Source organism: Paenibacillus antri (assembly GCF_005765165.1).
GTDB lineage: Bacteria > Bacillota > Bacilli > Paenibacillales > YIM-B00363 > Paenibacillus_AE > Paenibacillus_AE antri.
Map to the genome: position 1 here is coordinate 225,674 of NZ_VCIW01000002.1, position 25,848 is coordinate 251,521.

The window sequence follows — 25,848 nt, forward strand, 5'->3', positions numbered from 1 at the left end:
ATGAAGGATATTATCGACGAACAACTCCAGGCGATGGCGAAGTCGCAGGAGCAGCTCGCTCGATCGATGCAGGCGGAGAGCGTCGTCGTCACGCGCATGGCGAGCCTTCTGCGGCGCATCCGCGCGGACGAATTGACGCTCGTCTCCGGCAATCCGTACACGGAAGCCGAGACCAACGTCATGCGGGAGATCGGGGCGTACGTGAATGCGCTCGCCGATTTCGAGGAGGCGCTCGCGAACCATGTCAAATATGCTATTAAGGAACTGCGCGTCTCGGAAGAGGAATAACGGAAGAGGTGGAAGCCGGTATGTCGGCAAGAACGAAAGCGAGCCTTCGAATGCTGACCGCGGCCGCCGCGATGCAGTGGTGCGTCGCCGACATCCTAGAGGCGAAGGCATCGGAGATGGAGACGCTTCGGGATTGGATGCTGGATACGGTCCGGCATTCCCGAATTAAGGATTGCAATATATTCGTAACGAGCTCCTGCGAATTTCATGCGCAATTGATCGATCTCATTCACGGCATTACGAAGATGGAGGCCGGTCTCGCGAAGCACGTCGAGCTGATGCTCGTCGAGGAAGAGGTTCTTCCCGACAATACGTTCGGCGACCCGGGGATGCTCGGGCTCGGAGGGGGCGGAGACTTATGAGGATCGAGGATTCGTTGCAGTCGATCGCGAGCGAATACATGCGGGCCGCGCTGCGAAGCCGCCGCGCGGTCGACCGCATCCTCTCCTGCGTCGCCGACATCGCAGAGCGCGACGAGGGATGCGCCCGCGCGATCGCGACGCATCCCGAGGCGATCGCGGCGCTGGCCCGCTGCGCTTCACCGCCGCCGAAGCTTCTTGAAGCGGCCCGGAAGCGGGCGCGCGTCGCGACCGCCCCGTATCAGGCTCCGCGAGGCAAACCGAAGGCTCGGCGGCGGAAACGGTGAGCGAAATTGTCAACGGGATCCCGCCGGGCTCCCCTACATAAATGAAGGAAACGCGCGAAGGGAACCCAGTTGTTTGCGGAGCCGTAAACCATTTCCCTTGATAGACAAGCTTTATGGAACGCGCGCGGCGCATGATCAGGGAGCGGAGGCGCATCCTATAGGATGTTTCCACCACAACCTTGAGAAACGGAGAGATGAGGGACGATGTTGAAGAAGCTTCTTCGCGTAACCGTCCTCGGCGCCTCGGTTCTTGCGCTTGCCGCATGCGGAGGACAGAACGACGCCGGGAATATGTCGCAGAACGGTTACCGCACGAACCAAACGGGGGCCGGACAAGGCATCCGGGGCGCGACGGATTACGGCAATCATAACAATCGCAATCTACGCATCAACCGAGACATCGCGAGAGCGATCGAACGGATCGACGGCATCTCCCGCGCTCGCGTCGTGATGGGAGAATCGAACGCCTACGTCGCCGTGGAGTTGAACGAGAACGCCGGAAACAGCCCGGCTCTCGGCGGAAGCAACGCGCGAAGCAGCGCGAACGCGAGCGAATTCGGCATGCGAGGCAACTATTACGGCGCCACGGACAGCCGCGTGTTTCCGAGCGTCCGCAGCCGAGGCGGCGTCGGCACGACGAGCTTGGAAGAGGCGGGCTCGTCGGCGAGCGCTCCGAACATGTACGGGACGAACGCCCGCGGCGCCGGCCGGGGCCTGAGCGGCGGGTCGGAAATCAGCGGGTATTCGGGCGGCGACGGCAATCCGGGCGGCTTCCTGGGCGGACTCGGACAGATGTTCGGCTTGAACGGCGATCGGAACGACCGAAGCGACCATGCGGGCGGAACGACCGGCGCGGCCGGCGGGACGGGAACGACCGGTACGACCGGTACGACCGGCGCCAACGGGGCGGCGGGCTCGGCCGGCATGAACGGAATGAACGCCGGCAACGGCGGAGTGACGGGCACCGGCCGTTCGGGGCGCATCGGGTTGAACCCGACGGGCATGAACGGCACGGACGACGCGAACAGCCGGTTTATGCATAACGGCGGCCAGTTCGGTCAATTGAGCGCCTACAATAATAACAACGGACTCAGCATGCAAGTGCGCGCCCGCGTCGAGAGCATCGTGCGCTCGTTGGCGCCGAACGTGCGCAACGTATACGTGAGCTCCGACCGAAGCTTCATGCAGCGCCTCGGCACCTACAAGACGAACAGCTTCGGCGGCACAGACGGCGAAGGCCTCGTCTCGCAGTTCAACGAATTCGTCGAGCGCCTCTTCAACGCCGACAACGACGCGAATCGCTACGACATGCAGAACGGCTACGACCAACGCAACCGCAACGGGGCGACTCGGTTGATGGACAACAGCTTCGACCGAAACAATCCGAGACATAACGGCGGAGGCGTCACGGGCACCGGGACGGGCATGAACCGGGCGCAGGCGGGCACGCTCGGGTCCGCGCGTTAATCGAATCCTGCTATTGAAGCGAAAGAAGAACCCTCCCGGGAACGTCCGGGAGGGTTCTTCGCGCGCTCCGGGATCGGACGACAAGTATATGCGATCCGAGAATCGCGTATGCGCCTATTTTTCGGGTCGTTAGCACCATCGGTTTTCGCCCCTCATACTATATGTTGACTGTATCCCTTAACCTTGTAAACCAAATCCCGAGCAAGGAGGGGTGACGCACTTGAAGGGTAACGACCATCGCAACAAGTTCCTGTTGACGAACCGCGAACGGGAGGTGTTCGAACTTCTGGTTCAAGACAAGACGACCAGAGACATCGCCCAGCAGCTGTTTATCAGCGAGAAAACCGTACGCAATCACATTTCCAACGTGATGCAGAAGCTGAATGTCAAAGGCCGTTCTCAAGCGGTTGTGGAGCTGATCAGGCTCGGGGAACTGAACATTTGACGTTCGACTTCTTTCCATACGGAACCCTCTTCTTGACCTTCCGTCCGCTTTCCCTCCGGGGGAAGCGGACGGGAGGTTTTTGAATTTTCGGGTGCGTCTTAGTACAATGATACGTACGATTCTCTTGCGTTGCGACGGCAGGGGACACGAGAGGAGCGCGAAGGCATGAATACGATCATCGACCGCGGAGAGGGCATCTGGCAGGTGAAGGTGCCGCTTCCGTTTCCGTTATTGTGGGTGAACGCGTACGTCGTCGTCGGTTCGAACGGCGACGTCGACGTGATCGATCCGGGGCTGCGCACCGAAGCCGCGGAAGCGCGTTGGGCGGAAGCGCTCGACGCCGTCGGCTTTCGCTGGGAGCGCGTCCGCGCGATCGTCTTGACGCACCATCACCCCGACCATTACGGTTTGGCGGGGTGGATGCAGGCGCGCTCCGGAGGGGCGCCCGTCTTCATGTCGGACGTCGCCAGGGCGTCGGCGGAGCGCCTATGGGGAGCGGCCGAACGCGAGCGAACCGGGGAAGCGACGCTCGCGCTGTTCGCCCGCCACGGTTACCCGGAGGCGGCGCGCCCCGCGATGCGAGAACACCTCGACGGCTTCGTGCCGATGGTGTCTCCGCAGCCGGACCGGATCGAGACGATTCGGTACGGGGATCGCGTGCGGTTGGGCGACGCGGAATACGAGGCGATCCATACGCCCGGACACGCGGGCGGGCATCTGAGCTTCTGGAACGAAGCCGAGGGTCGACTATTTTGCGGCGACCACGTGCTGCCCGGCATTACGCCGAACGTCTCGCTGCTCCCGTTCGGCGACGAGGATCCGCTGGCGATCTATTTAGCGTCCCTGGAAGAAGTCGAACGCCTGCCGGTCGCGGCCGCGTTCCCGGGCCACCGCGAGCCGTTCGCGCATTACGGCGACCGCGTGCGCGCGATTCGGACGCATCACGACGAGCGCCTCCGGAAGATGGAGGCGCTGCTGATCGAACCGATGACCGGCTACGAGCTGTGCCGGGCGATGTTCGGGGACAAGCTGTCCGTCCATCAACTGCGGTTCGCCTTGTCCGAGACGATCGCGCATCTGGTTTACTTAGAAAACCAGGGCCGCGTCTCGCGGGCCGAGGAGCGGGGCGTCGCGTCTTTCGTCGCGCGTAGGCGCTGACCGCGGCCCTTACGGCGCCGGCGACTCCGCCTCGTCTCGAGGCGGAAGCACCGCCGTGCGCGTGTGCGCGATGCGGCTGGACGCCGCCGCGGCGATCGCCCCGACGATATCGTCCAGGAACGTGTGGATGTATCCGTCGTTCTTGTCGTTCAGCCGTTCCAGAATGCCGGGCTTCAACTTGTCGATATAGCCGAAATTCGTATACCCGATCGTGCCGTAGATGTTCACGATCGACATCGCTAGAATTTCGTCGACCCCGTATAACCCCTCGTCGTTTTTCACCATCTCCTGCAGCGGCGCGAACAGCTCCCCGCGCTCGCACAGGATGTCCAATTGAATGCCCGTGAGGATCGCGTTCTGCACCTCGCGCTTCTCGAGCACCCGTTCAACGCTTTCCTTGCAATCCGCAAGCGTCAAATCCGGGATGTATTGATTCTGCAAAAACATGACCAGCTCCGCGATTTCCTCGGTGCGAACGTTCCGTTTCCTCAACCATTCCCGCGTCGCCTCCGCGACCTTCGCGCTGTCCAAGCTGTACTTCATCCGCTATCCGACCCCTTTGCGCCATTAAACCTATCGGTCCGTATTATGCCCTCGGGAGGGCTCGTCAACTCTTTTTTTCGAGTGGGACAAAAAGTAGTTATAAAACCGGGGGAGGCTCGTATACATAGTACAAACTCATTGGGGAGGCTCATGAACCATGAATCGTAATAAAAAAGTTGGCTGGATCAGCATCATTGCTTCCGTCGGCATCTTATCGGGTTGCTCGCTGTCCGGCACGACCGGATCGACGCCGATCGACCCGCCGCAAGAACTTACGGGCGAAGGCGAAGGGGCGGCGATCGCCGCGTCGGCCGAAGCGGCGACCTCGTTCAACGCTACGCTGTTCGCCCGCGACGCGGACGGCTACGTCGCCCCGCTCAGCGTGAAGCTGCCGTTCGAAACGCCGGACGTGGCGAAGCGGACGCTCCAATATATGGTGAAGGGCGGTCCGGGCGAAGACTTGATGCCTGAAGGTTTCTCCGCGCTTCTGCCCGAAGGGACGGAAATTATTTCCCTCGATATCGACACGACGACGAAGACGGCGACGATCGACTTCAACGAAGCGTTCCTCGCGTACGACGAAGCGGACGAGCGTCAAATTCTCGAGGGCGTTACATGGGCGATGACGAGCTACCCGTCCGTCGAATACGTGCAGCTGTGGGTCGGCGGGAAGGCGCTCAAGGAGATGCCGGTCGCGAAGACGCCGCTCGCCGCGCCGCTCTCGCGGAAATTCGGGATCAACGTCGAGCGCGCTTCCGGGGTGGAATTTTCCCGGGCGACGCCGGTTACGTTGTACTTCCTCAATCAGACGGCGGACAGCTTCACGTACTACGTGCCGGTCACGCGCCTTATCGATCTGACGGACGACGTCGCAAGCGCGACGGTCGCCGAGCTCGTCAAGGGCCCGCTCGACACGAGCAAGCTCGAAGCCGTCTTCCTTCCGACGGAAAGCGCCGAAAGCACGGTCAGCTTAACGGGCGACAACGTCGCCGTCGATCTCGACGCGGCGCTGGCGGGTTCCGGGGCGAAGCTTCCGGTCGAGGGGCTGCAAGCGGTCGTGCTGTCGCTCACCGAGACGACGCCGGCGAAGAGCGTACAAATTACGGTCGACGGCGCGGCGCAAGTGATCGCCACCGACGACAAGGATTACGGGGCGCAGCCGGTCGCCCGCCCGAAGGCGCTCAACCCGCTGGAGCTGTAATCCTCCGCAAGCGGAAGAACCAAGTTACTCGAAGGAAGCCGCTTCTCGCGTAGCGAGGGGCGGCTTCCGTCTTGGAAAAGTGATTTTCCCGGAACGATCTGGTACACTACCCGAAGAAGCGGATTCTGACGAAGCGCAGCACAAGAAGGAGCGAACTCAACATGATACGGACCGACGGACGTCAATGGGACGAAATACGCCCGACGACGATGACGACAGGCGTGAATAAATATGCGGAAGGCTCGGTATTGATCGAGGTCGGCGCGACGAAGGTAATATGCACCGCGACCGTCGACGAGAAGGTGCCTCCGTTCATGAAGGGGCAGGGGCGCGGCTGGGTGACGGCGGAGTACGCCATGCTGCCGCGGGCGACGCAGGCGCGCAACCAGCGCGAATCGGCGAAGGGCAAGCTGACGGGACGAACGATGGAAATCCAACGTCTCATCGGCCGGGCGCTGCGGTCGGTCGTCGATCTGCACGCCCTCGGCGAGCGAACGATCACCCTCGATTGCGACGTCATCCAAGCGGACGGCGGCACGCGCACGACGTCGATCACCGGCGCTTTCGTGGCGCTCTGCCTCGCGGTGGACAAGCTGCGGGCGTCGGGCCACATCCCGGAGACGCGTAAGCATCCGATCACGGATTATCTGGCTTCTCTCAGCGTCGGGGTCGTGAACGGCCACGTGCTGCTCGACCTGAACTACGAGGAAGACAGCAAGGCGATCGTCGACATGAACGTCGTCATGACGGGCGCGGGGAAGCTGGTCGAAGTGCAAGGCACGGGCGAGGAAGCGCCATTCACGCGGCAGGAGATGAACGCGATGCTCGACGTGGCGGAGCAGGGCATCCGGCGGATGCGCGCCTTGCAGCGAGAAGCGCTCGGCGCCGCGGGAGCCGCCATTCCGGAAGCGAGCGAGACGCCCCATGCGTAAGACGATCGTCGTCGCCACTCGGAACAAGGGGAAGGCCGCCGAATTCCGCGAGATGCTCGCGCCGCTCGGCTACGAGGTGCTGTCGCTGCTCGACATGCCGGACAGCGCGGCGCCGGACGTCGTAGAGGACGGCGCGACGTTCGCGGCGAACGCGGAGAAGAAGGCGCGCTCGGCGGCGGCCGCGCTCGGGCGCCCCGCCCTCGCCGACGACTCGGGCCTCGTCGTCGACGCGCTGGACGGCGCGCCGGGCGTCTACTCCGCCCGCTACGCCGGCGAGAACGCGGACGACGCGCGCAACAACGAGAAGCTGTTGCGCGAGCTCGCCGCAAGAGGCGAACGGCGCGAAGACGTCGCGCCCGGGGCGGCCGCGCTGAGCGCGGCGCGCTTCGTCTGCGCGCTCGCGCTGCACGATCCCGAGACGAACGAGACGACGTTCGCGGAAGGAGCGTGCGAGGGCTTCATCCTCGACGAGGCGCGCGGCGCGGGCGGATTCGGATACGATCCGCTCTTCTACTCGCCGGCGCTCGGGAAGACGTTCGGGGAGGCGACTCCGGAAGAGAAGCATCGGCTGAGCCATCGCGGACAAGCGCTACGGGCGATGGCCGAGAAGCTGCGGACGTAACGAAAGAACGGCGGCGGGGGAGTGAAGTCCCCTGCCGCCGTTTTCCATATTATCTTACCGTAACCTTATACGTCTTCAGCCACGTGTCGACCTGCGCGAGGTACGCGAACAGCTGCGGCCCCGTCATGAGCTGTCCGAACCACGGAATGTCGAATTGGTCCGTCTCGCCCTTCGCCATCTGCCGAATCTTGCCGGCGTCGATGAATTGAAGGATCGGAGAGGAGCTGTCGTCGAGGATCGATTCGACCCACGACCGCACGGCGGCCAAATACGCCGGATTATGCGTCTTCGGGTAGGGGCTCTTCTTGCGGTAGAGCACCTCGTCGGGGAGCGCGCCTTCGAGCGCCTTGCGGAGGATCCCCTTTTCCCTATCCCCCGTCATCTTCATCTCCCACGGAATGTTGAACACGTAGTCGATCAACCGATGGTCGCAGAACGGCACGCGCACCTCGAGACCGGCCGCCATGCTCATGCGGTCCTTACGGTCGAGCAGCGTCGGCATGAAACGCGTAATGTTGAGGTACGACATCTCGCGCATCCGCCCGAGCCGGCCTTCCTTCTCGTTCGGGAGACGGGGCACCTCGGAGAGCGCTTGGGCGTATCGGTCTTCGACGTATTCCACGGGCCGAATCCACTCGGCGAGCTCCGGCTTCAGCAGCTCCGCGCGCACGCCGGTGAACAGCGACCACGGGAACGTATTCGCGTTCAGCGCGTCGTCTCGATGAAACCAAGGATACCCGCCGAAAATTTCGTCCGCCGCTTCGCCCGAGATCGCGACCGTCGCGCCCTTCTTAATTTCGCGGCAAAACAGCAGCAGGGACGCGTCGACGTCGGCCATGCCCGGCATGTCGCGCGCGAATACGACGTCCTCGAGCGTCGCGACGAGCTCCGGCGTATCGAATTCGATGAAGTGGTGCTCGGTGCCGAGGTATTCGGTCATCTTCTCGATCCACGGCCGGTCGGGGTTCGGCGTGAACGCCGACGACTTGAAGTGCTTGTCGTTGTCGACGTAGTCGATCGAATACGTATGCAGGGTGCCGAGCCCGTTCGCTTCGTAATGCTTCGCCGCGAACGACGTCAACGCGCTGGAGTCGAGACCGCCGGAAAGCAGCGTGCACACCGGGACGTCGGAGACGAGCTGTCGTTCGACCGTATCCTTCAGCAGCGCGCCGACGGTTTGCGCCGTCGTCTCGAGATCGTCCGTATGTTCTCTCGCTTCGACCTTCCAATAGCACTGCATGCGGATGCCGTTGCGATCATAGACGAGGAAGTGTCCCGGCTTCAATTCGTTCATGTCGCGGAACACCCCGTGGCCGGGCGTACGCGCGGGACCGACGGCGAAAATTTCGGCGAGGCCGTCCGGACCGATCTCCGGCTGGAAGACGGGGTTCGCGAGTATCGCTTTCGGCTCGGATCCGAACAGGAATGCGCCGTTCGCGTGGGAGTAGAAGAGGGGTTTGACGCCGACGCGGTCGCGGCACAGGAACAGGCTTTGGTCGCGCTCGCTCCAGACGGCGAAGGCGAAGATGCCGTTCAGCCGGTCGACCGCGCCCCGGCCCCATTCGATGTAGGAAACTAAGAGCACCTCGGTGTCGCAGTTCGTCTTGAAGACGTGGCCTCGGGCTTCGAGGTCCTTGCGAAGCTCGAGCGTGTTGTACAGCTCGCCGTTATATACGATCGTGAACGTGTGACCGCCGTATTTCCGATACATCGGCTGCGCGCCGTTCGTCGGGTCGATGATGCTCAGCCGGCGGTGTCCGAGGGCGCAATGGCCCGAAATCCAAGTGCCGGAGGCGTCCGGACCGCGGGCGCCCATCGTTTCCGTCATGTTTTCAAGAATGGTCGGATAATTGGTCAATTGTTTGTTCCAGTCGACCCATCCCGTGATTCCACACATTGATTTCATCCCTTTCCATCCTGGGTGTCTCGCAAGCGCCCGCCGACGGTCCCCTTCGACGAGAAAAAGGCCTCTCGGGCCTTTTTTTGTCACGGCGTTTGTTCGTTTGCCTTACGGAGAATCTCGAGGACCGAAGAACGCGTCGGGCGGTTTCAAGCGTGCCATTAGCGGATTATGGTTATAGGTATGCGCGGAGCGAGGATAAGATGCAAGTCCCTGCGGGATTCTATAGGAGGATAAGCCTAAGAGAGGTGTGACAAGCGTATGGTCGAGATACAAGATGCGTCGTTCGTTCGACTCGGGTACAGCGGGGACGAGACGTTCGCCGAAGTCGAAGTGAAGGCGGCCGGCTTCGACGCGCCGCTGATCGCCGCGTTCAAGAGAGGGGCGGACGGGTCCTTCGCGCTGACGAACGTCGCCGAGAAGCGGGACGATCGCGACTTGGATTGGTACGACAACAACTTGCACGACGCGTATCCGAGCGCGATGGATCGGCTGTTCGGCGCGGGCTCGGACGGAGAGACGACCCGTCGCTCGTTCGCGGAGCAGGTGCTGCGATTCGGGGACGTTCGCGATCGGATCGAAGATACGCTCTATTACGGCGGTTAATATTCGCGCGGCGAACGCCCGGCCGGATCGGGCCCGATTCGCCGCGCTTTCGCGCGCGGCGGGAACCCTAGCGAAACCCCGACGACGAAACTGCGTGTTATAATGGTAGAAAAGGTTCGCGAAGCGACGGACCGAGCGCATTTTCGAAGGGGGCGGCGAAGGTTGGCGGAACAAGAGAAGAAGGAAGACGTAGAGCGGGACAAGGTTCCGACCGACTTCACCGGCTACAAGGACCGGGAATACGGGCGCGATTTCACGGAAGAGGAACTGACCGATCTGTTCAAGGCGGCCGACGAGGAAGGGGAAGCGCCGCCTCCGTTTTTCCGGTCGCCGCGGTTCCAGAAGATTATCGCCGGCGTGCTGGCGTTGATGGTGTGCGCGCAGGTGATGGCGCTCGTGCCGCAAGTGTTTTCGCTCGCGGCGGTGCGGTTCTTGACCGTGTCCGCGCAGCTGTCGCAGTCGGCCGAAATCCAGGAATATAAGGAGTCCGTGGTCGTGATCCGATCCGGCGGCTCGAAGGGGACCGGCTTCTTCGTGTCGGAGGACGGCCTCGTCGTGACGAACCGCCACGTGGTGGACGAGTCCAAGACGCCTCTCGTTCACCTCTCGGACGGCAGCGTCTATCAAGGGCGGGTGTTATGGTCGGACGACGAGGTGGACTTGGCGCTCGTCGACATCGACGCGGAGGGCGTCCCGGCGCTGCCGCTCGCGGCGACGTACGACGGCGCGGAAGACGTGCCGGTCTACATTATCGGCAATCCGCTCTTCTTTAACGGCATCGCGAACGAAGGAGTGACGCGAGGGCTGCTCCCGGACCGCGATCCGCCGATGCTGGCGATCGACGCTCCCGTGTACCGCGGGAACAGCGGCAGTCCGGTCATTACCGAAGAAGGGGAAGTGATCGGCGTCGTCTACGCGACGAGCTCGATGGAACGAGACGGCAAGAAGCTGCGCATCGGGCTCGCGGTGCCGATCGATTGGGTGCATCGCCGGATGGCCGAGCCGCCCGCGCCGTGATCACTTCAACGCGACGAGAATCGCGCCGATCGCGATGAGCCCGACGCCGGCGCCGTTCAGCCAAGTGACGCGCTCGCCGAGCAGGAAGAACGCGAGGACGACGGCGAACACGACGCTAAGCTTGTCGATCGGCGCCACCTGGGAGACGGTGCCGACCTTCAGGGCCAGGAAGTAAAACAGCCAGGACGCCGCCCCGGCCGCGCCGCTGAGCGCGATGAACGTCAGCGCCCGGCGCTGATGCAGGATATCGAAGACGGCGGACCACTTGCTCTGTACGGCGACGACGCCGACGAGGAACGCCGCCATGATGGCCGCGCGAATCGCCGTGGCCGCGTTGGCGTCCAGCTCTTCGAGGCCGATCTTCCCTAGAATCGCCACGAACGCCGCCGTAACGGCGGATAGCAGGGCGTATATGAACCAGAGCGCCATATTTCGGGTTCACCTCATATATGTATTGGTACGAAGACGCCCTTGACGGGCGTCTTCGTCCGTTCGCGTACGAATTAGTGCAGCGTCTGTTCGACTTGCTGCAGCTCTTGCTGCGCCGATTGGAGCTGCGACGCGCTCAGCTGCTGCGCCTGCTGCGCCTTCTGGGCGAGCTGCTGCGCTTGCTGCGCCTTCTGCTGCACGGCTTGCATCTGCTGATCCAGCATCTGCTGCTGCAATTGCGCTTCCTGGAGCTGCTGCGCGCTCAGGCCTTGCACCTTCTGGGCTTCTGTCTGGATTTGCTGGGCTTGCGTCGCCTTTTGCACCGCGCTTTGCGCATGCTGAATCGCTTGCTGCGCCAGCTGCTGGGCTTCCGCGACGACTTGCTGCGCCTGCTGCGTGATTTGCTCGACCATCATCTGCGTATTTTGCGGCTGCGCCGTCGCAGTCGCGGAAGCCGCCGTCGGAGTCGTCGAGCTCGTCATGGTCGCGGACGTCATGGAACTCGAAGACGTCGAGCCTTGCTGCATAGACTGTTGGAGCGTCTGCTGGGCTTGCTTGGAACCTTGCTGCGCCATCTGCTGCACGGCTTTTGCCCCTTGCTTAACCTGCTCGGCCATCGCGCTTTGCACCTTCATCGCCGCGTCGACGACGGCCGCTCCTACTTCCACGCCGGCGTTCTGCGCGACCTTCTGCACGTTCGAGGTGCTGCCGGAAGTCGACTTCGGTTGCGTCGTTGTCTGGGTCACGTTCAATTCACTCCTTAGAAGGATGTAAGTTCGACGTACCTCTTTAGGATGGGACGAGACGTCGCTACATATCCCGCTTAAACTTAGGAAACTAAGGGGCCGCATAATGAAGCGGAAAACGTCTCGTTGTTTTCGTACGGAAAACGCTTCCCGAAACCCTGAACCGGAAAAACTCCCTCTAATTCGAGCGAAAACGTCTTTGTCGGGACGATTTCGGTCGATGAAAGGGAGGATTTCCCGCTAAAACGAAAATTCGAAGGGGAAACTCTTAATTTAGAGGGAGGTTTTCCCGTTCGCACGCAAAAAAGCCCCCGGAGTCCGCGACTCCGAAGGCCAATGTATGTAACAAGTGCGTCCCAGGAGGGATACTCGGCACTTCGTGCCGAGACTGCGAAGCCATGGCTGACGAAGCGGATGCTCCGGCGAACCGATAGGTACTCATCCCCGATGGACTATGTAACAAGAGCGTCCCAGGAGGGATTCGAACCCCCGACCGTACGCTTAGAAGGCGTATGCTCTATCCGACTGAGCTACTGGGACACAAGAAAAAATGCGACTCGGAAATTATATCACGGACCGACGTCCCCGCGCAATGGGTGGGTGCGAATTCCATCCCGGTTCGTATTTCCCCGCGAAACCTGCTACAATGTAGAAACATTTTTTGATTCCGGGGGAACCGATGGACGGCAAAGCGCGGGGGGAACTGATCCTTTTCCCGAAAACCATTGATTATTATCAGATCGAATTGACGAAACTGCTGGAGAAGGAAGCGTACGGGGAAGCCATTCGAACGCTCGAGTTTCTCGTGTCGTGCCGAACCGACGACGGTCGGACGAACGAGGAATGGAGCACGCTGCTCGAGTGGCTGCGGAGCGAATTCCCGGACGCGGCCCGCGCGGGCGAGGACGGCGACGACGACGAGGAGCCGATCGCGGAATCGGATTTGCTCCGAAGCCGCGTGTCGCAGAAGGCGGCTCGCGACAAGCAATACGCCAAGCGGCTGTTGGAGTCGCTCTCCCGCGGCTCGCTCGAAGCGCAGCTTCACGCGTTGGAGCAGCTTGCGTTGCTCGACGACGAAAGCGCGGCGGGACAGCTTCTTAAGAAGCTGTCCGATCCGCAGGTGCATCCTTTCGTCGCCTTCAAGCTGCTGCAGACGCTGGCGAAGCTCGGCGTCGAGGGAGAGGCGACGTTCGGCAAGCTCGGGGAAATCGTGACCGTCGATATCGAACGAACGCCGGTCGGACCGGACCGATTTCCGGAGCCGCTGCCTTTCGTCGCCGATCGGGTTCGCGAAATGGCGGATACCGACGACCCGACGATATCGGTGTTCGCGAAGCAGACATGGGAAGAATTTCTAGTTTACGCGTATGGAACGACGCTGTACAACGGCATGCACGAGATGGACGAGCAGGGGCTCGACGTCTGGGCTTCGGCGCTCCATACGGCCGTGGCGCACGCGATGTACGGAGGCGGAAGCGCGGAGGAATTGCAGGACCGTTACGGCATCACGGAGTCGCTGCTGCCGGCGTGGGAAGGGGCTTACGCCTCGCTCGCGAAGTTCTTCCGAGACGTCTCGGGGGTTCGCGTTTGAATTGGACAGGTTATGTGTTATAATGGCATGGTTATATTTTCGGGCGAAAAGTTTGGAGGATGCATAGAATGAAGGCGAGTTGGGAAAAGCTAGAAAGCAACGTCGGGGTACTGACGATCGAAGTTGAAGCGGAACAAGTCAACGAGGCGATTAACAAAGCGTTCAAGAAAGTCGCGAACCGCGTGAACGTCCCGGGCTTCCGCAAAGGGAAAGTCCCGCGGCAAATTTTCGAAGCGAAGTTCGGCGTAGAAAGCCTGTACCAAGATGCGATTGACATAATTTTGCCGGAAGCCTATACATATGCGCTTCAGGAAACCGGCATCGAGCCGATCGATCGTCCGGAAGTGGATATCGAGAAGTTCGCGAAGAACGAACCGATGAAGCTGACGGCGAAGGTGCAAGTGAAGCCGGAGGTGCAGCTCGGCGAGTACAAGGGTCTGGAAGTCGAAGCGAAGAGCGACGACGTGACGGACGAAGAGATCGACGCGGAATTGAACCGTCTGCAGCAGCGCCACGCGGAGATCGTTCCGGTGGAAGAAGGCGTCGCGCAGAACGGCGACATCGCCGTCATCGATTTCGAAGGCTTCGCGGACGGCGTTCCGTTCGAAGGCGGCAAGGGCGAGAAGCATTCGCTCGAGCTCGGTTCGGGCAGCTTCATCCCGGGCTTCGAAGAAGGCGTCGTCGGCATGGCGAAGGGCGAAGAGAAGGAAGTACAGGTTACGTTCCCGGAAGATTACCACGCGGAAAACCTGAAAGGCCAAGCGGCTACGTTCAAGGTGAAGCTGCAAGACCTGAAGCGGAAAAACCTGCCGGAGCTCGACGACGAGTTCGCGAAGGACGTCTCCGAATTCGAGACGCTCGAAGAGTTCAAGAAGGATTTGTCCGACAAAATCAAAGCTCGCAAAGAGCGCGAATTCCGCATCCATCAGGAACAATCGGTCGTCGACCAAGCGTCGGATAACGCGACCGTAGACGTTCCGGCAGTCATGGTGGAGACGGAACTGAATAATATGGTAAAAGAGTTCGAAAGCCGTCTTCGTACGCAAGGCATGACGCTGGAGCTGTACTTCCAGTTCACGAACACCAGCGAAGACGCATTGAGAGAACAGATGCTTCCGGACGCTCAGAAGCGCGTGCGCAACAACCTCGTGCTCGAAGCGATCGCGAAAGCGGAAGGTCTCGAAGCGAGCGACGAAGATTTGGAGAAAGAGCTGGAGCGCATGGCCGAGCAGTTCCAACGTTCGGTCGAAGAAATCCGCGGCATCCTGTCGGCGAACGGCCGGATCGACGATATCCGCGAAGAGCTTTCCATCAAGCGCGCGGTCGATTTCTTGGTCGACAACAGCAAGACGAAGTAAGCGGAGCAACGACGCTACAACGAGGATAACTATAAAAAGAAGGGCACGTTCGAGTTCAGAAGCGTGCCCCTTTTTTACCCTTGGACCGTCGCCGCAAAAATGACACCGCACCCGGAAAGTGATAAAATAACGTTAACCCCATCTGTCATGAAGCGAGGTTGGTAACCATGAATCTAGTCCCGATTGTTGTGGAACAGACAAACCGCGGCGAGCGTTCGTACGATATTTACTCGCGATTGTTGAAGGATCGCATCATCTTCCTCGGGAGCGGCATCGACGATGACGTGGCCAATCTCGTCATCGCGCAATTGCTGTTTTTGGCGGCTGACGACTCGGAGAAGGATATCCATCTGTATATCAACTCCCCGGGCGGTTCGGTGACGGCGGGGATGGGCATTTACGACACGATGCAATATATCAAGCCGGACGTATCCACGATTTGCGTCGGCATGGCGGCGAGCATGGGGTCGATTCTGCTCACGGCTGGCGCCAAAGGCAAGCGCTTCGCGCTGCCGAACAGCGAAGTCATGATCCATCAGCCGTTGGGCGGCGTTCGCGGTCAGGCGACGGACATTAAGATCCACGCCGACTGGATCATCCAGACGAAACGCAAGCTGAACGAAATTTACGTCAAGCATACGGGTCAGCCGTACGAGAAAATCGAACGCGACACCGATCGGGACTTCTTCATGAGTGCGGACGAAGCGCTCGCTTACGGATTGATCGACAAGGTGATCACTCCGGGCGACTTGAAATAAAGGAGGGAAGACCATGTTTAAGTTCAACGAAGAGAAGGGCCAGTTGAAGTGTTCGTTCTGCGGAAAAATGCAGGATCAGGTGCGCAAGCTCGTCGCCGGACCTGGCGTATATATTTGCGATGAATGCATCGAATTGTGCACGGAAATCGTCGAAGAGGAGCTCGGTCACGAGGAAGAGCTCGATCTGAAGGAAGTGCCGAAGCCGCTGCAAATCCGGGAAATCCTGGATCAGTACGTCATCGGCCAAGACCAAGCGAAGAAGTCGCTCGCGGTCGCCGTGTACAATCACTATAAGCGGATCAACTCCACGGGCAAGAACGAAGACGTCGAGTTGACGAAGAGCAACATCATGCTCGTCGGACCGACGGGCAGCGGGAAGACGCTGCTCGCGCAGACGCTCGCCAAGATTTTGAACGTGCCGTTCGCGATCGCCGACGCCACCTCGCTCACCGAGGCCGGCTATGTCGGGGAGGACGTCGAGAACATTTTGCTGAAGCTCATTCAAGCGGCGGACTACGACGTAGAGAAGGCCGAGCGCGGCATCATCTACATCGACGAAATCGACAAGGTCGCCCGCAAATCGGAAAACCCGTCGATCACCCGCGACGTATCGGGCGAGGGCGTGCAGCAAGCGCTCCTTAAGATTCTCGAAGGCACGGTGGCATCGGTTCCTCCGCAAGGCGGACGGAAGCACCCGCACCAAGAGTTCATCCAGATCGATACGACGAACATTCTGTTCATCTGCGGCGGGGCGTTCGACGGTCTCGAGCAAATCATCAAGCGCCGAATCGGCAAGAAGGTTATCGGCTTCGGCGCCGACGGTATGAAGGCGGATCTCAAAGCGGGCGAATACTTGTCCATGGTGCTGCCGGAGGACTTGCTGAAATACGGCCTCATTCCGGAGTTCGTCGGACGTCTGCCGGTCATCACGTCGCTCGAGCCGCTCGACGAGGCTGCGCTCGTTCGCATCCTGTCCGAGCCGAAGAACGCGCTCGTGAAGCAATACCAGAAGCTGCTCGAGATGGATAACGTTCATCTGGAGTTCGAGCCGGACGCGCTCGTCGCGATCGCGGCCGAAGCGATCAAGCGGAACACCGGCGCCCGCGGCCTTCGCGCCATCATCGAGAGCATTATGCTCGACGTGATGTACGACGTGCCGTCGCGGACGGACATCAATCATTGTTTGATCACGAAGGACGTCGTGGCGAACAAGATCGTGCCGACCTTGACGCTCGCGAAGACGGACAACAAGAAGAACAAAAAGGAAGAGAGCGCATAAGCGTTCCGCAGCGTTCGACAGCATCCGTCTTCTTAAGGCGGGTGCTTCCTTTGTTTCGCGATTCAGATCCCTTGGGAGGGGAAACCGACAATGTACCATCGCAAAGATACGCGCCCGGTGAAGGTCGGCGGTCTTACGATCGGCGGCAGCGACGAGGTGCTCATTCAGAGCATGTGCACGACGAAGACGGCCAACGTGGAAGCGACCGTCGCGGAAATCCATCGGCTCGAGGAAGCCGGCTGCCAATTGGTTCGCGTCACCGTGAACAACGAAGAAGCGGCGGATGCGATCAAGGAAATCAAGAAGCGCATTCACATTCCGCTGGTGGCGGACATTCATTTCGATTACCGGCTGGCGCTGAAGGCGATCGAGAACGGCATCGACAAGGTGCGGATCAACCCGGGCAATATCGGCCGCCGGAAAAACGTGGAAGCGGTCGTCGCGGCGTGCAAAGCACGCGGCATCCCGATTCGGATCGGCGTGAACGCCGGCTCGCTCGAGAAGCATCTGCTCGATAAATACGGGTATCCGACGCCCGAGGCGATGGTGGAGAGCGCGTTGTTCCACATCGGCATCCTCGAGGAATTGGATTTCCACGACATTATCGTCTCGTTGAAGGCGTCCGACGTCCCGATGGCGATCGCGGCGTATTCGAAGGCGGCGCAAGTGATTCCTTACCCGCTGCACCTCGGCATCACCGAGGCCGGCACGTTGTTCTCCGGCACGGTGAAGAGCGCCGCGGGTCTCGGCGTGCTGCTGAACTTAGGTATCGGGTCGACGATCCGCATCTCGTTAAGCGCCGATCCGGTCGAGGAAGTGAAGGTCGCCCGCGAGCTGCTGAAGACGTTCGGCCTGATTACGAACGCGGCGACGCTCGTCTCTTGCCCGACTTGCGGGCGGCTCGACATCGATCTGTTCGCGGTGGCCAACGAGGTAGAAGCCTATTTGGAAAAGGTGAAAGTCCCGATCAAGGTGTCCGTGCTCGGCTGCGCGGTGAACGGCCCGGGCGAGGCGCGAGAGGCCGACATCGGCATCGCCGGCGCCCGAGGCGAGGGGATGCTGTTCCGCTACGGCGAGATGATCCGCAAGGTGCCGGAAGCGGAGCTCGTCGCCGAGCTGAAGAAAGAAATCGACGTCATCGTCGAAGCGTACAACCGTACGGGAGAAATACCGGGACGGAAGACGCATCAATCGCATAGCTGAGCCGATTCGGCTTGAAGTTGCCCCGAGTCCATGGCGGACTCGGGGCTTTTTCTGTCCAAAATGACCGGATGAAGGGGCCTAAGGAAGGTAATACTTAGGTGTAACAAAACAGATTTTTCATGAGGAGGGACGTACGGTGACGCTGAGCCTCGTCTTAGTGCTGGTGCAGGTGTTCTTCGCCGTGGTCATCGGCTTATATTTTTGGAATTTGCTTCGCAATCAACAGACGAACAAGGTTGCCGTCGATCGGGAATCGAAGAAGGAGATGGAGAAGCTGCGGAAGCTTCGCAGCATCTCGCTTACGAAGCCGCTGGCGGAGCGGACGCGGCCGACGACGATGAACGATATCGTCGGACAGAAGGAGGGGCTGCGCGCGCTGAAGGCGGCGCTGTGCGGACCGAACCCGCAGCACGTAATCGTCTACGGGCCTCCCGGGGTAGGGAAGACCGCGGCCGCTCGCGTTATTCTGGAAGAAGCGAAGAAAAATCCGGATTCGCCGTTCCGCCAGGAGGCGAAATTTACGGAGATCGACGCGACGACGGCCCGCTTCGACGAACGCGGCATCGCGGATCCGCTCATCGGCTCCGTCCACGATCCGATCTACCAGGGAGCCGGCGCCATGGGCGTCGCGGGCATTCCGCAGCCGAAGCCCGGGGCGGTCAGCAAAGCGCACGGCGGCGTCTTGTTCATCGACGAGATCGGCGAGCTGCATCCGATCCAGCTGAATAAATTGCTCAAGGTGCTTGAGGATCGCAAGGTTTTCCTCGAGAGCGCCTATTACAACGCCGAAGATTCGCATATTCCCGGCTATATTCACGACATCTTCCAGAACGGTCTCCCCGCCGACTTCCGGCTCGTCGGCGCGACGACGCGCACGCCGCAGGAGCTGCCGCCGGCGCTCCGGTCGCGCTGCATGGAAATCTTCTTCCGCCCGCTCCTGCCGGAGGAGGTCGGGGAAATTACAGAGAACGCGATCAAGAAGGTCGGCATGGAGCCCGACGCGGCCGCTATCGACGTCGTGAAGCGATTCGCGACGAACGGACGCGAAGCGGTGAACATCGTCCAGCTGGCCGCAGGCGTCGCCTTGACGGAAGGACGAAGCGAGCTGACCGCCGCCGACGTGGAATGGGTGGCGCGCTCCAGTCAAATGACGCCGCGCCCGGAGAAGAAAATCCCGGCGGAGCCGATGATCGGCTTCGTGAACGGGCTCGCGGTATACGGTCCGAATATGGGGACGCTGCTCGAAATCGAAGTGACGGCGAACGTCGCGGAATCCCAGGGGGCGGGCCGCATCAACATTACCGGCGTCGTCGACGAGGAGGAGCTCGGCGGAGGCTCGAAGACGCTGCGGCGCAAGAGCATGGCGCGAGGCTCCGTCGAAAACGTCATGACGGTGCTCCGCCGCTTCGGACTTCGCCCGCATGATTACGACCTGCACGTCAACTTCCCGGGCGGCGTTCCGATCGACGGGCCGAGCGCGGGCGTGGCGATGGCGACGGCGATCGCTTCGGCGATTCTAGGCGTTCCGGTCGACAACCGCGTCGCGATGACCGGCGAGGTGAGCATCCACGGCAAGGTGAAGCCGGTCGGAGGCGTCGTCGCCAAGGCGGAAGCGGCGTTCCAAGCCGGTGCGACGCGGGTGTACATTCCGAAGGAGAACTGGCAGGCGATCTTCGAGGGGCTCGGAGGCGGGCTCTCCGTCGTACCGCTCGAGCACATCGACGAGCTGTTCGCGGACTTGTTCGGCATCGAGCGGGAGACGTTCGCGTCGAAGCTGCCGCCGTTCGCGGGGGAGTCGGCGTCGCACGCCGTGTCCGTGCTCCACGCGGAAGCATCGGAGAAGAGAGGGTAAGGCGCGACGCCCGAGGGAAGGCTCCGGCGGGATCCATCCGGAGCCTTCCCTCCTGCCCGCTTGTCAATTGGTAATTTGATTTGCGGTTTGGTAGAATGAAATACAGTCATTTTACTGATGTGAAGCGATAACGGATAAGAGTCTCTTGGAGGTGCCACAGGATGGGCTTGAATAAACCGAAGGGACGGCGCCTGCCGCTGCTGCCTTTACGGGGGCTCTTGGTATACCCAAGCATGGTGCTCCACTTGGACGTCGGCCGGGAGAAATCGGTGAAAGCCTTGGAGAAGGCGATGATCGAGGACAACATGATTTTGCTCTGCACGCAGTCCGAGGTCAACATCGAGGAGCCGTCGCAGGACGATATTTATCAGATCGGCACCGTCTCGAAGGTACGGCAGATGCTGAAGCTGCCGAACGGCACGATCCGCGTATTGGTGGAAGGCGTCGTCCGAGCGGAAATCGTCGAGTACGTACCGAACGCGGAGTATTACGAGGTATCGGTTCGGGAGATGCCGGAGCAGCAGACGGCGGATTCCGAGATCGACGCGTTAATGCGGACCGTGCTCGCGCAGTTCGAGCATTATATCAACCTCTCGAAGAAGGTCACCCCCGAGACGCTGGCCGCCGTAACGGACATCGACGAGCCGGGGCGCCTCGCCGACGTCATCTGCAGTCACTTGTCGCTGAAGATCAAGGATAAGCAGGATATCCTCGAGACGATCGACGTTCGTCAGCGGCTGGAGAAGCTGTTGGGCTTCCTGAACAACGAGCGGGAAGTGCTCGAGCTCGAGCGGAAAATCAACCAGCGCGTCAAGAAGCAGATGGAAAAGACGCAGAAGGAATATTACTTGCGCGAGCAGATGAAGGCGATCCAGAAGGAGCTCGGCGACAAGGAAGGCCGCGCGGGGGAAGTCGAGGAGCTGCGGGCGAAGCTGAAGGAGACGGACGTGCCGGAGGCGGTGGCCGAGAAGGTCGAGAAGGAAATCGATCGACTGGAGAAGATGCCGGCGACGTCGGCGGAAGGCGGCGTCATCCGCGCGTACGTCGACTGGCTGCTGGCGCTGCCCTGGAACAAGACGACCGAAGACGACTTGGACCTCGAGAAGGCGGAACGCATTCTCGACGAGGACCATTACGGGATGGAGAAGCCGAAGGAACGCGTCCTCGAGTATCTTGCGGTGCAGAAGCTCGTGAAGAAGCTGAAGGGACCGATCCTTTGTCTGGTCGGACCGCCGGGCGTCGGCAAGACGTCGCTGGGGCGTTCGATCGCGAAGTCGCTCGAGAGGAAGTTCGTCCGCATCTCGCTCGGCGGCGTGCGCGACGAAGCGGAAATTCGCGGTCATCGCCGCACGTACGTCGGCGCGATGCCGGGGCGGATCATCCAAGGCTTGAAAAACGCAGGCAGCAATAATCCCGTATTCTTGTTAGACGAAATCGACAAGATGGCGATGGACTTCCGGGGAGATCCGGCGTCCGCGCTGCTCGAGGTGCTCGATCCGGAGCAGAACAATACGTTCAGCGACCACTATATCGAGACGCCGTTCGATCTGTCCAAGGTCATGTTCGTGACGACGGCGAACGCGCTGCATAATATCCCGAGGCCGCTGCTCGACCGGATGGAAGTGCTGTACATCCCGGGATATACCGAGCTGGAGAAGCTGCACATCGCGGAGCGGCATCTGGTGAGCAAGCAGCGGAAGGACCACGGCCTGACGGAAGAGCAATTCGAAATCAAGAGCGAGGCGATTCAGCGCGTCGTGCGGGAATATACGCGCGAAGCGGGCGTCCGCAATTTGGAGCAGCAGATCGCGTCGTTATGCCGGAAAGCCGCGAAGACGATCGTAGCCGATCCGGAGCGGAAGGTGACCGTCGAAGCCGCGGACGTTCCGGAGTATCTCGGTCCGCCGAAGTTCCGGTTCGGCCTCGCCGAAGAAGAGGACCAAGTCGGCGTCGTCTGCGGCCTCGCATGGACGGAGGTCGGCGGCGACACGCTGCATATCGAGGTGACGGTGCTGCCGGGCAGCGGCAAGCTGACGCTCACCGGCAAGCTCGGCGACGTCATGAAGGAGTCGGCCCAGGCGGCGTTCAGCTACGCGCGTTCGAAGTCCGATTCGCTCGGCATACCGCCGGACTTCCACGAGAAGAAGGATATTCATATCCACATTCCCGAGGGCGCGATTCCGAAGGACGGCCCGTCCGCGGGCATTACGATCGCGACGGCGCTCATCTCGGCGCTGACCGAGAGGCCGGTGCGGCGGGAAGTCGCGATGACGGGCGAAATCACGCTGCGCGGCCGCGTGCTGCCGATCGGCGGTCTGAAGGAGAAGTCGCTTGCGGCGCATCGCGCCGGCATTAAAAAAATATTGTTCCCCCAAGACAACGAGAAGGATTTGGGGGAGATCCCCGACAGCGTGAAGCAGGAAGTCGAGTTCGTGCCGGTGTCCCACATGGACGATGTGCTTAAGCATGCGTTAGCCGCGCTCGAGGACGTCTCTATAGCGGAGCGTCGCCCCGAAGAAGAAGGGGTCGAAGTACCGCAGCATTGACGGGGATCGGGGAAAGGTCGGAAACGAACCAGTGAAAATTCGCACGACGGAGTTTGTCATCAGCGCCGTAAAACCGGAGCAATACCCGGACAGCGCCTTGCCGGAGATCGCCCTGGCAGGGCGCTCCAACGTGGGCAAGTCGTCCCTTATCAATCGTCTCATTCAACGAAAAAACCTGGCGCGCACGAGCGGACAGCCGGGCAAGACGCAGACGCTCAATTACTACTTGATTAACGAAGAGATGTACTTCGTCGACCTTCCCGGCTACGGCTTCGCCCGCGTCTCGCAGGAGCAGCGTAAACAGTGGGGCAAGATGATCGAAAAATATTTAACGGAGCGGCGAAACCTGCGCGCGGTGCTGCACCTGATCGACATCCGCCACCCGCCGTCGGCCGAAGACGTCATGATGAGCGAATGGCTGCACCATATCGGCCTCGAGACGTGCGTGGTGACGACGAAGGCGGATAAAATTCCGAAAGGCAAGCGCGCGCAGCACGTGAAGATCATTCGCGAGAAGCTGCAGCTGGCCAAGGACCATCCGCTCGTCGTCTTCTCCTCCGAGGAGGGGCTCGGCAAGGACGAGTTATGGAGCTGGATCGAGGGAAAGCTTTCCTAAGTACGCGAAGGGGCTTCCCTTCAAGCAGAACGCTGCTTGAGGGAAGCCCTTTTCCCGTTTATTTCAGACCTTTGCTCTTCAGGAATTGCTCCCATTGCTTCGCCACTTCGGCATCGACCTTCTCGATCCCGGACGCTTTCAGCTTCGCCAGAAATTCCGGCAGCACCTGATCGGGATCCACGGCGCCGGTTTCGAGCGCGGAGCCGTATTCGTTCTTCACTGCATTGATGTTGGCGATTTCCGCCTTGATCGATTCTTCGTTCACGGAGAATCCGTTGCTCGCCGGCACGACTGCGTTGTCGTTCAGCTCGATCGTCTTCTCCCATGTGTCGGGCGCTTGGCCCGGCTTCAAGTAGGCGTTGAATTGATTGCCGAACACCCAGTCCGCGTTCGGGGCGTAACCCGAGCCTTCGATCGGTTCGATGTACAGGTCGTCGACCTTGTTGTAATGCTTCCCTTCGATCCCGTTGCAGATCAGGTTATACAAGTACTCATCGGTATTGAGCAAGTTCAGCAGCATTAACGCGCGTTCCGGATTTTCGGAACTTTTATTGATGACGTGCATCGCGCTGGCGATCCCGGTGAAATAGCTGTCGGCGATCGGGACGTACACGACGTCGTTGCCGCCGTTCATCGCTTTCTCGCCGATTTCGCCGCCCGGCTTCGACGTAAATTCGATGCCGACCGCGACATTGCCCTTGCTTTTCAAGTCGTTGATGTTCTGGAGCACCGGAGCGTCCTTATTGATATACCCCGCTTGATACCAAGCGCGAACCGTACGGTAATAGTCCGCCTTCGCTTCGTACGACTCGATCGTCGTCGCGAGCTTATATTCCGGGTCGTCCTTCTTATACGAAACCGGCAAGCCCGGCGCGCCGACCATCGAACGATCCGTATAGAAGCCGTTGGAGTTTTGCGCGAGACCGAGCGGAATGACGTCGGGTTCGTTGTCCTTGAGCGTCTTGAGGAACGGCTCGAGGTCTTTGTACGTTCGGATCGCGCTTACGTCCAGATTGTATTTGTCGATGAACCGCTTCTGAACGACGAAGCTCACCTGCTTGGCGGCGACTTGATAAATCGGGAAGCCGTACACCTTGCCGTCCGCGGCGAACATATCCGGCCAAAATTTATCGGGGATATTGGCGCGGGCTTCCGGCATGTTCGCTTGGATCATCTCGTCCGTAAGCTCGAGATAGGCGCCCCGGTCGATGTAAGGCTGATAGTTGCCCAACCAGCCCTTGGAGCTCCATGCGATGTCGAAGTTTTCGCCGGCCGCCAGCATGGCGTTCAGCTTCGGCTCGTATTCGTCGAAGGTGAGCGGCACCAATTCGACGGTCGCGTTAATTTTCTCTTTGATATACTTGTTGATTTCCTCGTTGACCAAGTCTTGGTCCGGGCCGGGGTTCGCCGCGACCGGATACAGGAACGTCAGCTTCGCTTCGGGCAGCGCCGGCTCGGCGGGCTCTTGCGCGGTCGGCTCTTGCTTCGTTTCTGTTTCGGCGGCGGGGGGCGTCTCTTCCGCGGTTTCGGATCCGGCATCGTTGTTGCAGGCCGCTAATACGCTGATGAGGAATAACGACAAGCAAAGCTGAAGCATCGCGAATTTCTTGGCTTTGTGCATCTCTGAACCCTCCAATTGTATAATTCCATGAATGCTGCTCTTTTCCTGCGAATGACTGACCGGATGTCCCGACGAATCGACCACCCCCTTCCGTATTCGCTCGACCGCGGACGACGCCCCGACCCCATTACCCCTTCAAAGAACCGACGGTAATGCCCTTCACGAAATATTTTTGGAAGAACGGGAAGACGATCAGCATCGGTCCGCCCGCGACGATCGCCATCGCCATGCGCACCGACAACGTCGGGAATTCGGCGAAGCGCAGCTTGTCGGCCACCTCCGCCATCGGCGAATTCGCGAGGAATTCGGCTTGGGACAAGATGCGAACGAGCAGCAGCTGCAGCGGGATGTACTTGTCGCCGTCCAGGAAGAGCATCGCGTAAAACCATTCGTTCCAATAGCCGAACGCGATGAACAAGCCCAAGGTGGCGAGGGCGGGCGTAGACAACGGCAGAATGATCGTAAGGAAAATGCGGAACTCCTTCGCGCCGTCCATCTTGGCGGATTCGATGATTTCCTTGGAAATTTTATCGAGGAACCCTTTCATGATCATGATATTGAACGGGCTCATCACGGCCGGAATAATGAGGGCGGCGAGCGTATTTTTCAAATGTAAATACTGCGTCATCAAAATATAGAACGGGATGAGTCCGCCGTTGAACAGCATCGTGAAAAACACGTAAAACGTGATCGGGCGATTGTACCGGAAATCCGTACGCGAGATCGGATACGCCATCAGCGCCGTCATGAACAAGGAGAGCGCCGTGCCCAGCGCGGTGATCAAAATCGTGACGCCGTACCCGCGCAGCAGCGTCTCCGGCTTTTCGAACACGATCCGGTACGCCTCGAAGCTCCATTCCGACGGAATGAACCGGTATCCGAGCTGCTGCAAGCTGGTCTCCGAACTGAGCGAGATCGAGATGACCAAGACGAACGGCAAGGCGATGAGCAAGCAAACGACGATGAAGAAAACGTTAATGAATAAATTGGGCAACCGATTCGGTTTCGCGATCATTGAGGTTCG

Annotated in this window: 25 protein-coding genes and 1 tRNA gene; 19 read left to right on the plus strand and 7 right to left on the minus strand. The window is 60.4% G+C overall.

The annotated features are described in order from the left end of the window. The 6 genes from FE782_RS04190 (at window position 1) to FE782_RS04215 (ending at window position 4,004) form a co-directional block, all read left to right on the plus strand. Window positions 1–288, plus strand: a complete 288-nt coding sequence (locus FE782_RS04190) for a nucleoside-diphosphate sugar epimerase (RefSeq protein WP_138192797.1) — start codon at window positions 1–3, stop codon at window positions 286–288. Window positions 289–308: 20 nt separating this feature from the next. Then, complete coding sequence (locus tag FE782_RS04195) at window positions 309–650, plus strand: alpha-helical endospore appendage domain-containing protein (RefSeq protein WP_138192798.1); 342 nt, start codon at window positions 309–311, stop codon at window positions 648–650. Continuing rightward, window positions 647–934: a hypothetical protein gene (locus FE782_RS04200; protein WP_138192799.1), complete on the plus strand. Its 288-nt coding sequence runs from the start codon at window positions 647–649 to the stop codon at window positions 932–934. The genes FE782_RS04195 and FE782_RS04200 overlap by 4 nt, the downstream gene beginning before the upstream one ends. A gap of 204 nt (window positions 935–1,138) precedes the next feature. Beyond that, window positions 1,139–2,401 carry a YhcN/YlaJ family sporulation lipoprotein gene (locus tag FE782_RS04205; RefSeq protein ID WP_138192800.1) on the plus strand — a complete coding sequence of 421 codons (1,263 nt, stop codon included), beginning with the start codon at window positions 1,139–1,141 and terminating at the stop codon, window positions 2,399–2,401. A 220-nt stretch (window positions 2,402–2,621) separates the two neighbouring features. Continuing rightward, window positions 2,622–2,846: a helix-turn-helix domain-containing protein gene (locus tag FE782_RS04210; protein WP_138192801.1), complete on the plus strand. Its 225-nt coding sequence runs from the start codon at window positions 2,622–2,624 to the stop codon at window positions 2,844–2,846. Window positions 2,847–3,011: 165 nt separating this feature from the next. Next, a complete protein-coding gene (locus FE782_RS04215) occupies window positions 3,012–4,004 on the plus strand; it encodes an MBL fold metallo-hydrolase (protein WP_138192802.1) in 993 nt (330 codons plus the stop codon). Between the two features lie 9 nt (window positions 4,005–4,013). On the opposite strand, the gene FE782_RS04220 is transcribed toward FE782_RS04215, so the two are convergent. After that, entirely contained in the window at window positions 4,014–4,547 is a 534-nt protein-coding gene (locus FE782_RS04220) for a phosphatidylglycerophosphatase A family protein (RefSeq protein WP_138192803.1), read from the minus strand. A gap of 157 nt (window positions 4,548–4,704) precedes the next feature. Here FE782_RS04220 and FE782_RS04225 point away from each other — a divergent pair, with 157 nt between their 5' ends. The 3 genes from FE782_RS04225 (at window position 4,705) to FE782_RS04235 (ending at window position 7,302) form a co-directional block, all read left to right on the plus strand. Then, complete coding sequence (locus FE782_RS04225) at window positions 4,705–5,748, plus strand: GerMN domain-containing protein (protein ID WP_138192804.1); 1,044 nt, start codon at window positions 4,705–4,707, stop codon at window positions 5,746–5,748. 161 nt (window positions 5,749–5,909) lie between these two features. Further along, window positions 5,910–6,680, plus strand: a complete 771-nt coding sequence (rph, locus tag FE782_RS04230; protein ID WP_274388704.1) for a ribonuclease PH — start codon at window positions 5,910–5,912, stop codon at window positions 6,678–6,680. Continuing rightward, window positions 6,673–7,302: an XTP/dITP diphosphatase gene (locus FE782_RS04235; RefSeq protein WP_138192805.1), complete on the plus strand. Its 630-nt coding sequence runs from the start codon at window positions 6,673–6,675 to the stop codon at window positions 7,300–7,302. Before rph ends, FE782_RS04235 begins: the two co-directional genes overlap by 8 nt. 49 nt (window positions 7,303–7,351) lie before the next feature. Here the strand turns inward: FE782_RS04235 and asnB are convergent, their stop codons facing one another. Further along, complete coding sequence (gene asnB, locus FE782_RS04240; protein WP_138193084.1) at window positions 7,352–9,199, minus strand: asparagine synthase (glutamine-hydrolyzing); 1,848 nt, start codon at window positions 9,197–9,199, stop codon at window positions 7,352–7,354. 264 nt (window positions 9,200–9,463) lie between these two features. Here asnB and FE782_RS04245 point away from each other — a divergent pair, with 264 nt between their 5' ends. Next, window positions 9,464–9,808, plus strand: coding sequence for a hypothetical protein (locus FE782_RS04245; RefSeq protein WP_138192806.1), 345 nt, complete (start codon window positions 9,464–9,466; stop codon window positions 9,806–9,808). 162 nt (window positions 9,809–9,970) lie between these two features. After that, on the plus strand, window positions 9,971–10,825 hold the full coding sequence (locus FE782_RS04250) for a S1C family serine protease (RefSeq protein WP_158299252.1): 855 nt from the start codon (window positions 9,971–9,973) through the stop codon (window positions 10,823–10,825). Here the strand turns inward: FE782_RS04250 and FE782_RS04255 are convergent, their stop codons facing one another. The 3 genes from FE782_RS04255 to FE782_RS04265 all read right to left on the minus strand — a co-directional run bounded on the left by FE782_RS04255 (window position 10,826) and on the right by FE782_RS04265 (window position 12,540). Beyond that, on the minus strand, window positions 10,826–11,254 hold the full coding sequence (locus tag FE782_RS04255; RefSeq protein ID WP_138192808.1) for an EamA family transporter: 429 nt from the start codon (window positions 11,252–11,254) through the stop codon (window positions 10,826–10,828). Window positions 11,255–11,328: 74 nt separating this feature from the next. Further along, window positions 11,329–12,000, minus strand: coding sequence for a hypothetical protein (locus FE782_RS04260; RefSeq protein ID WP_138192809.1), 672 nt, complete (start codon window positions 11,998–12,000; stop codon window positions 11,329–11,331). 466 nt (window positions 12,001–12,466) lie between these two features. Beyond that, a tRNA-Arg gene (locus FE782_RS04265) sits at window positions 12,467–12,540 on the minus strand. 139 nt (window positions 12,541–12,679) lie between these two features. Between FE782_RS04265 and FE782_RS04270 the strand changes: the two genes are divergently transcribed. From FE782_RS04270 to yihA, 8 genes are all read left to right on the plus strand, one after another. Further along, a complete protein-coding gene (locus FE782_RS04270; RefSeq protein WP_138192810.1) occupies window positions 12,680–13,591 on the plus strand; it encodes a hypothetical protein in 912 nt (303 codons plus the stop codon). A 68-nt stretch (window positions 13,592–13,659) separates the two neighbouring features. After that, a complete protein-coding gene (gene tig, locus FE782_RS04275; protein WP_138192811.1) occupies window positions 13,660–14,949 on the plus strand; it encodes a trigger factor in 1,290 nt (429 codons plus the stop codon). Window positions 14,950–15,116: 167 nt separating this feature from the next. Next, the gene (gene clpP / locus FE782_RS04280; RefSeq protein WP_138192812.1) at window positions 15,117–15,707 is read left to right on the plus strand and encodes an ATP-dependent Clp endopeptidase proteolytic subunit ClpP; all 591 of its coding nucleotides are present in this window, start codon (window positions 15,117–15,119) and stop codon (window positions 15,705–15,707) included. Window positions 15,708–15,720: 13 nt separating this feature from the next. Continuing rightward, window positions 15,721–16,986 (plus strand): ATP-dependent protease ATP-binding subunit ClpX, encoded by a 1,266-nt coding sequence (gene clpX, locus FE782_RS04285; RefSeq protein ID WP_138192813.1) that lies wholly within the window; start codon window positions 15,721–15,723, stop codon window positions 16,984–16,986. 90 nt (window positions 16,987–17,076) lie between these two features. Next, a complete protein-coding gene (gene ispG, locus FE782_RS04290) occupies window positions 17,077–18,189 on the plus strand; it encodes a flavodoxin-dependent (E)-4-hydroxy-3-methylbut-2-enyl-diphosphate synthase (RefSeq protein WP_138192814.1) in 1,113 nt (370 codons plus the stop codon). 136 nt (window positions 18,190–18,325) lie between these two features. Beyond that, complete coding sequence (gene lonB, locus FE782_RS04295) at window positions 18,326–20,041, plus strand: ATP-dependent protease LonB (RefSeq protein ID WP_138192815.1); 1,716 nt, start codon at window positions 18,326–18,328, stop codon at window positions 20,039–20,041. 161 nt (window positions 20,042–20,202) lie between these two features. Continuing rightward, window positions 20,203–22,587 (plus strand): endopeptidase La, encoded by a 2,385-nt coding sequence (gene lon, locus FE782_RS04300; protein ID WP_138192816.1) that lies wholly within the window; start codon window positions 20,203–20,205, stop codon window positions 22,585–22,587. 31 nt (window positions 22,588–22,618) lie between these two features. Continuing rightward, entirely contained in the window at window positions 22,619–23,203 is a 585-nt protein-coding gene (gene yihA / locus FE782_RS04305; protein WP_138192817.1) for a ribosome biogenesis GTP-binding protein YihA/YsxC, read from the plus strand. Between the two features lie 58 nt (window positions 23,204–23,261). Here the strand turns inward: yihA and FE782_RS04310 are convergent, their stop codons facing one another. Both FE782_RS04310 and FE782_RS04315 read right to left on the minus strand, forming a co-directional pair. Next, a complete protein-coding gene (locus FE782_RS04310) occupies window positions 23,262–24,824 on the minus strand; it encodes an ABC transporter substrate-binding protein (RefSeq protein WP_138192818.1) in 1,563 nt (520 codons plus the stop codon). A 127-nt stretch (window positions 24,825–24,951) separates the two neighbouring features. Next, complete coding sequence (locus FE782_RS04315; RefSeq protein WP_138192819.1) at window positions 24,952–25,839, minus strand: carbohydrate ABC transporter permease; 888 nt, start codon at window positions 25,837–25,839, stop codon at window positions 24,952–24,954. Between the last annotated feature and the right edge of the window lie 9 nt (window positions 25,840–25,848).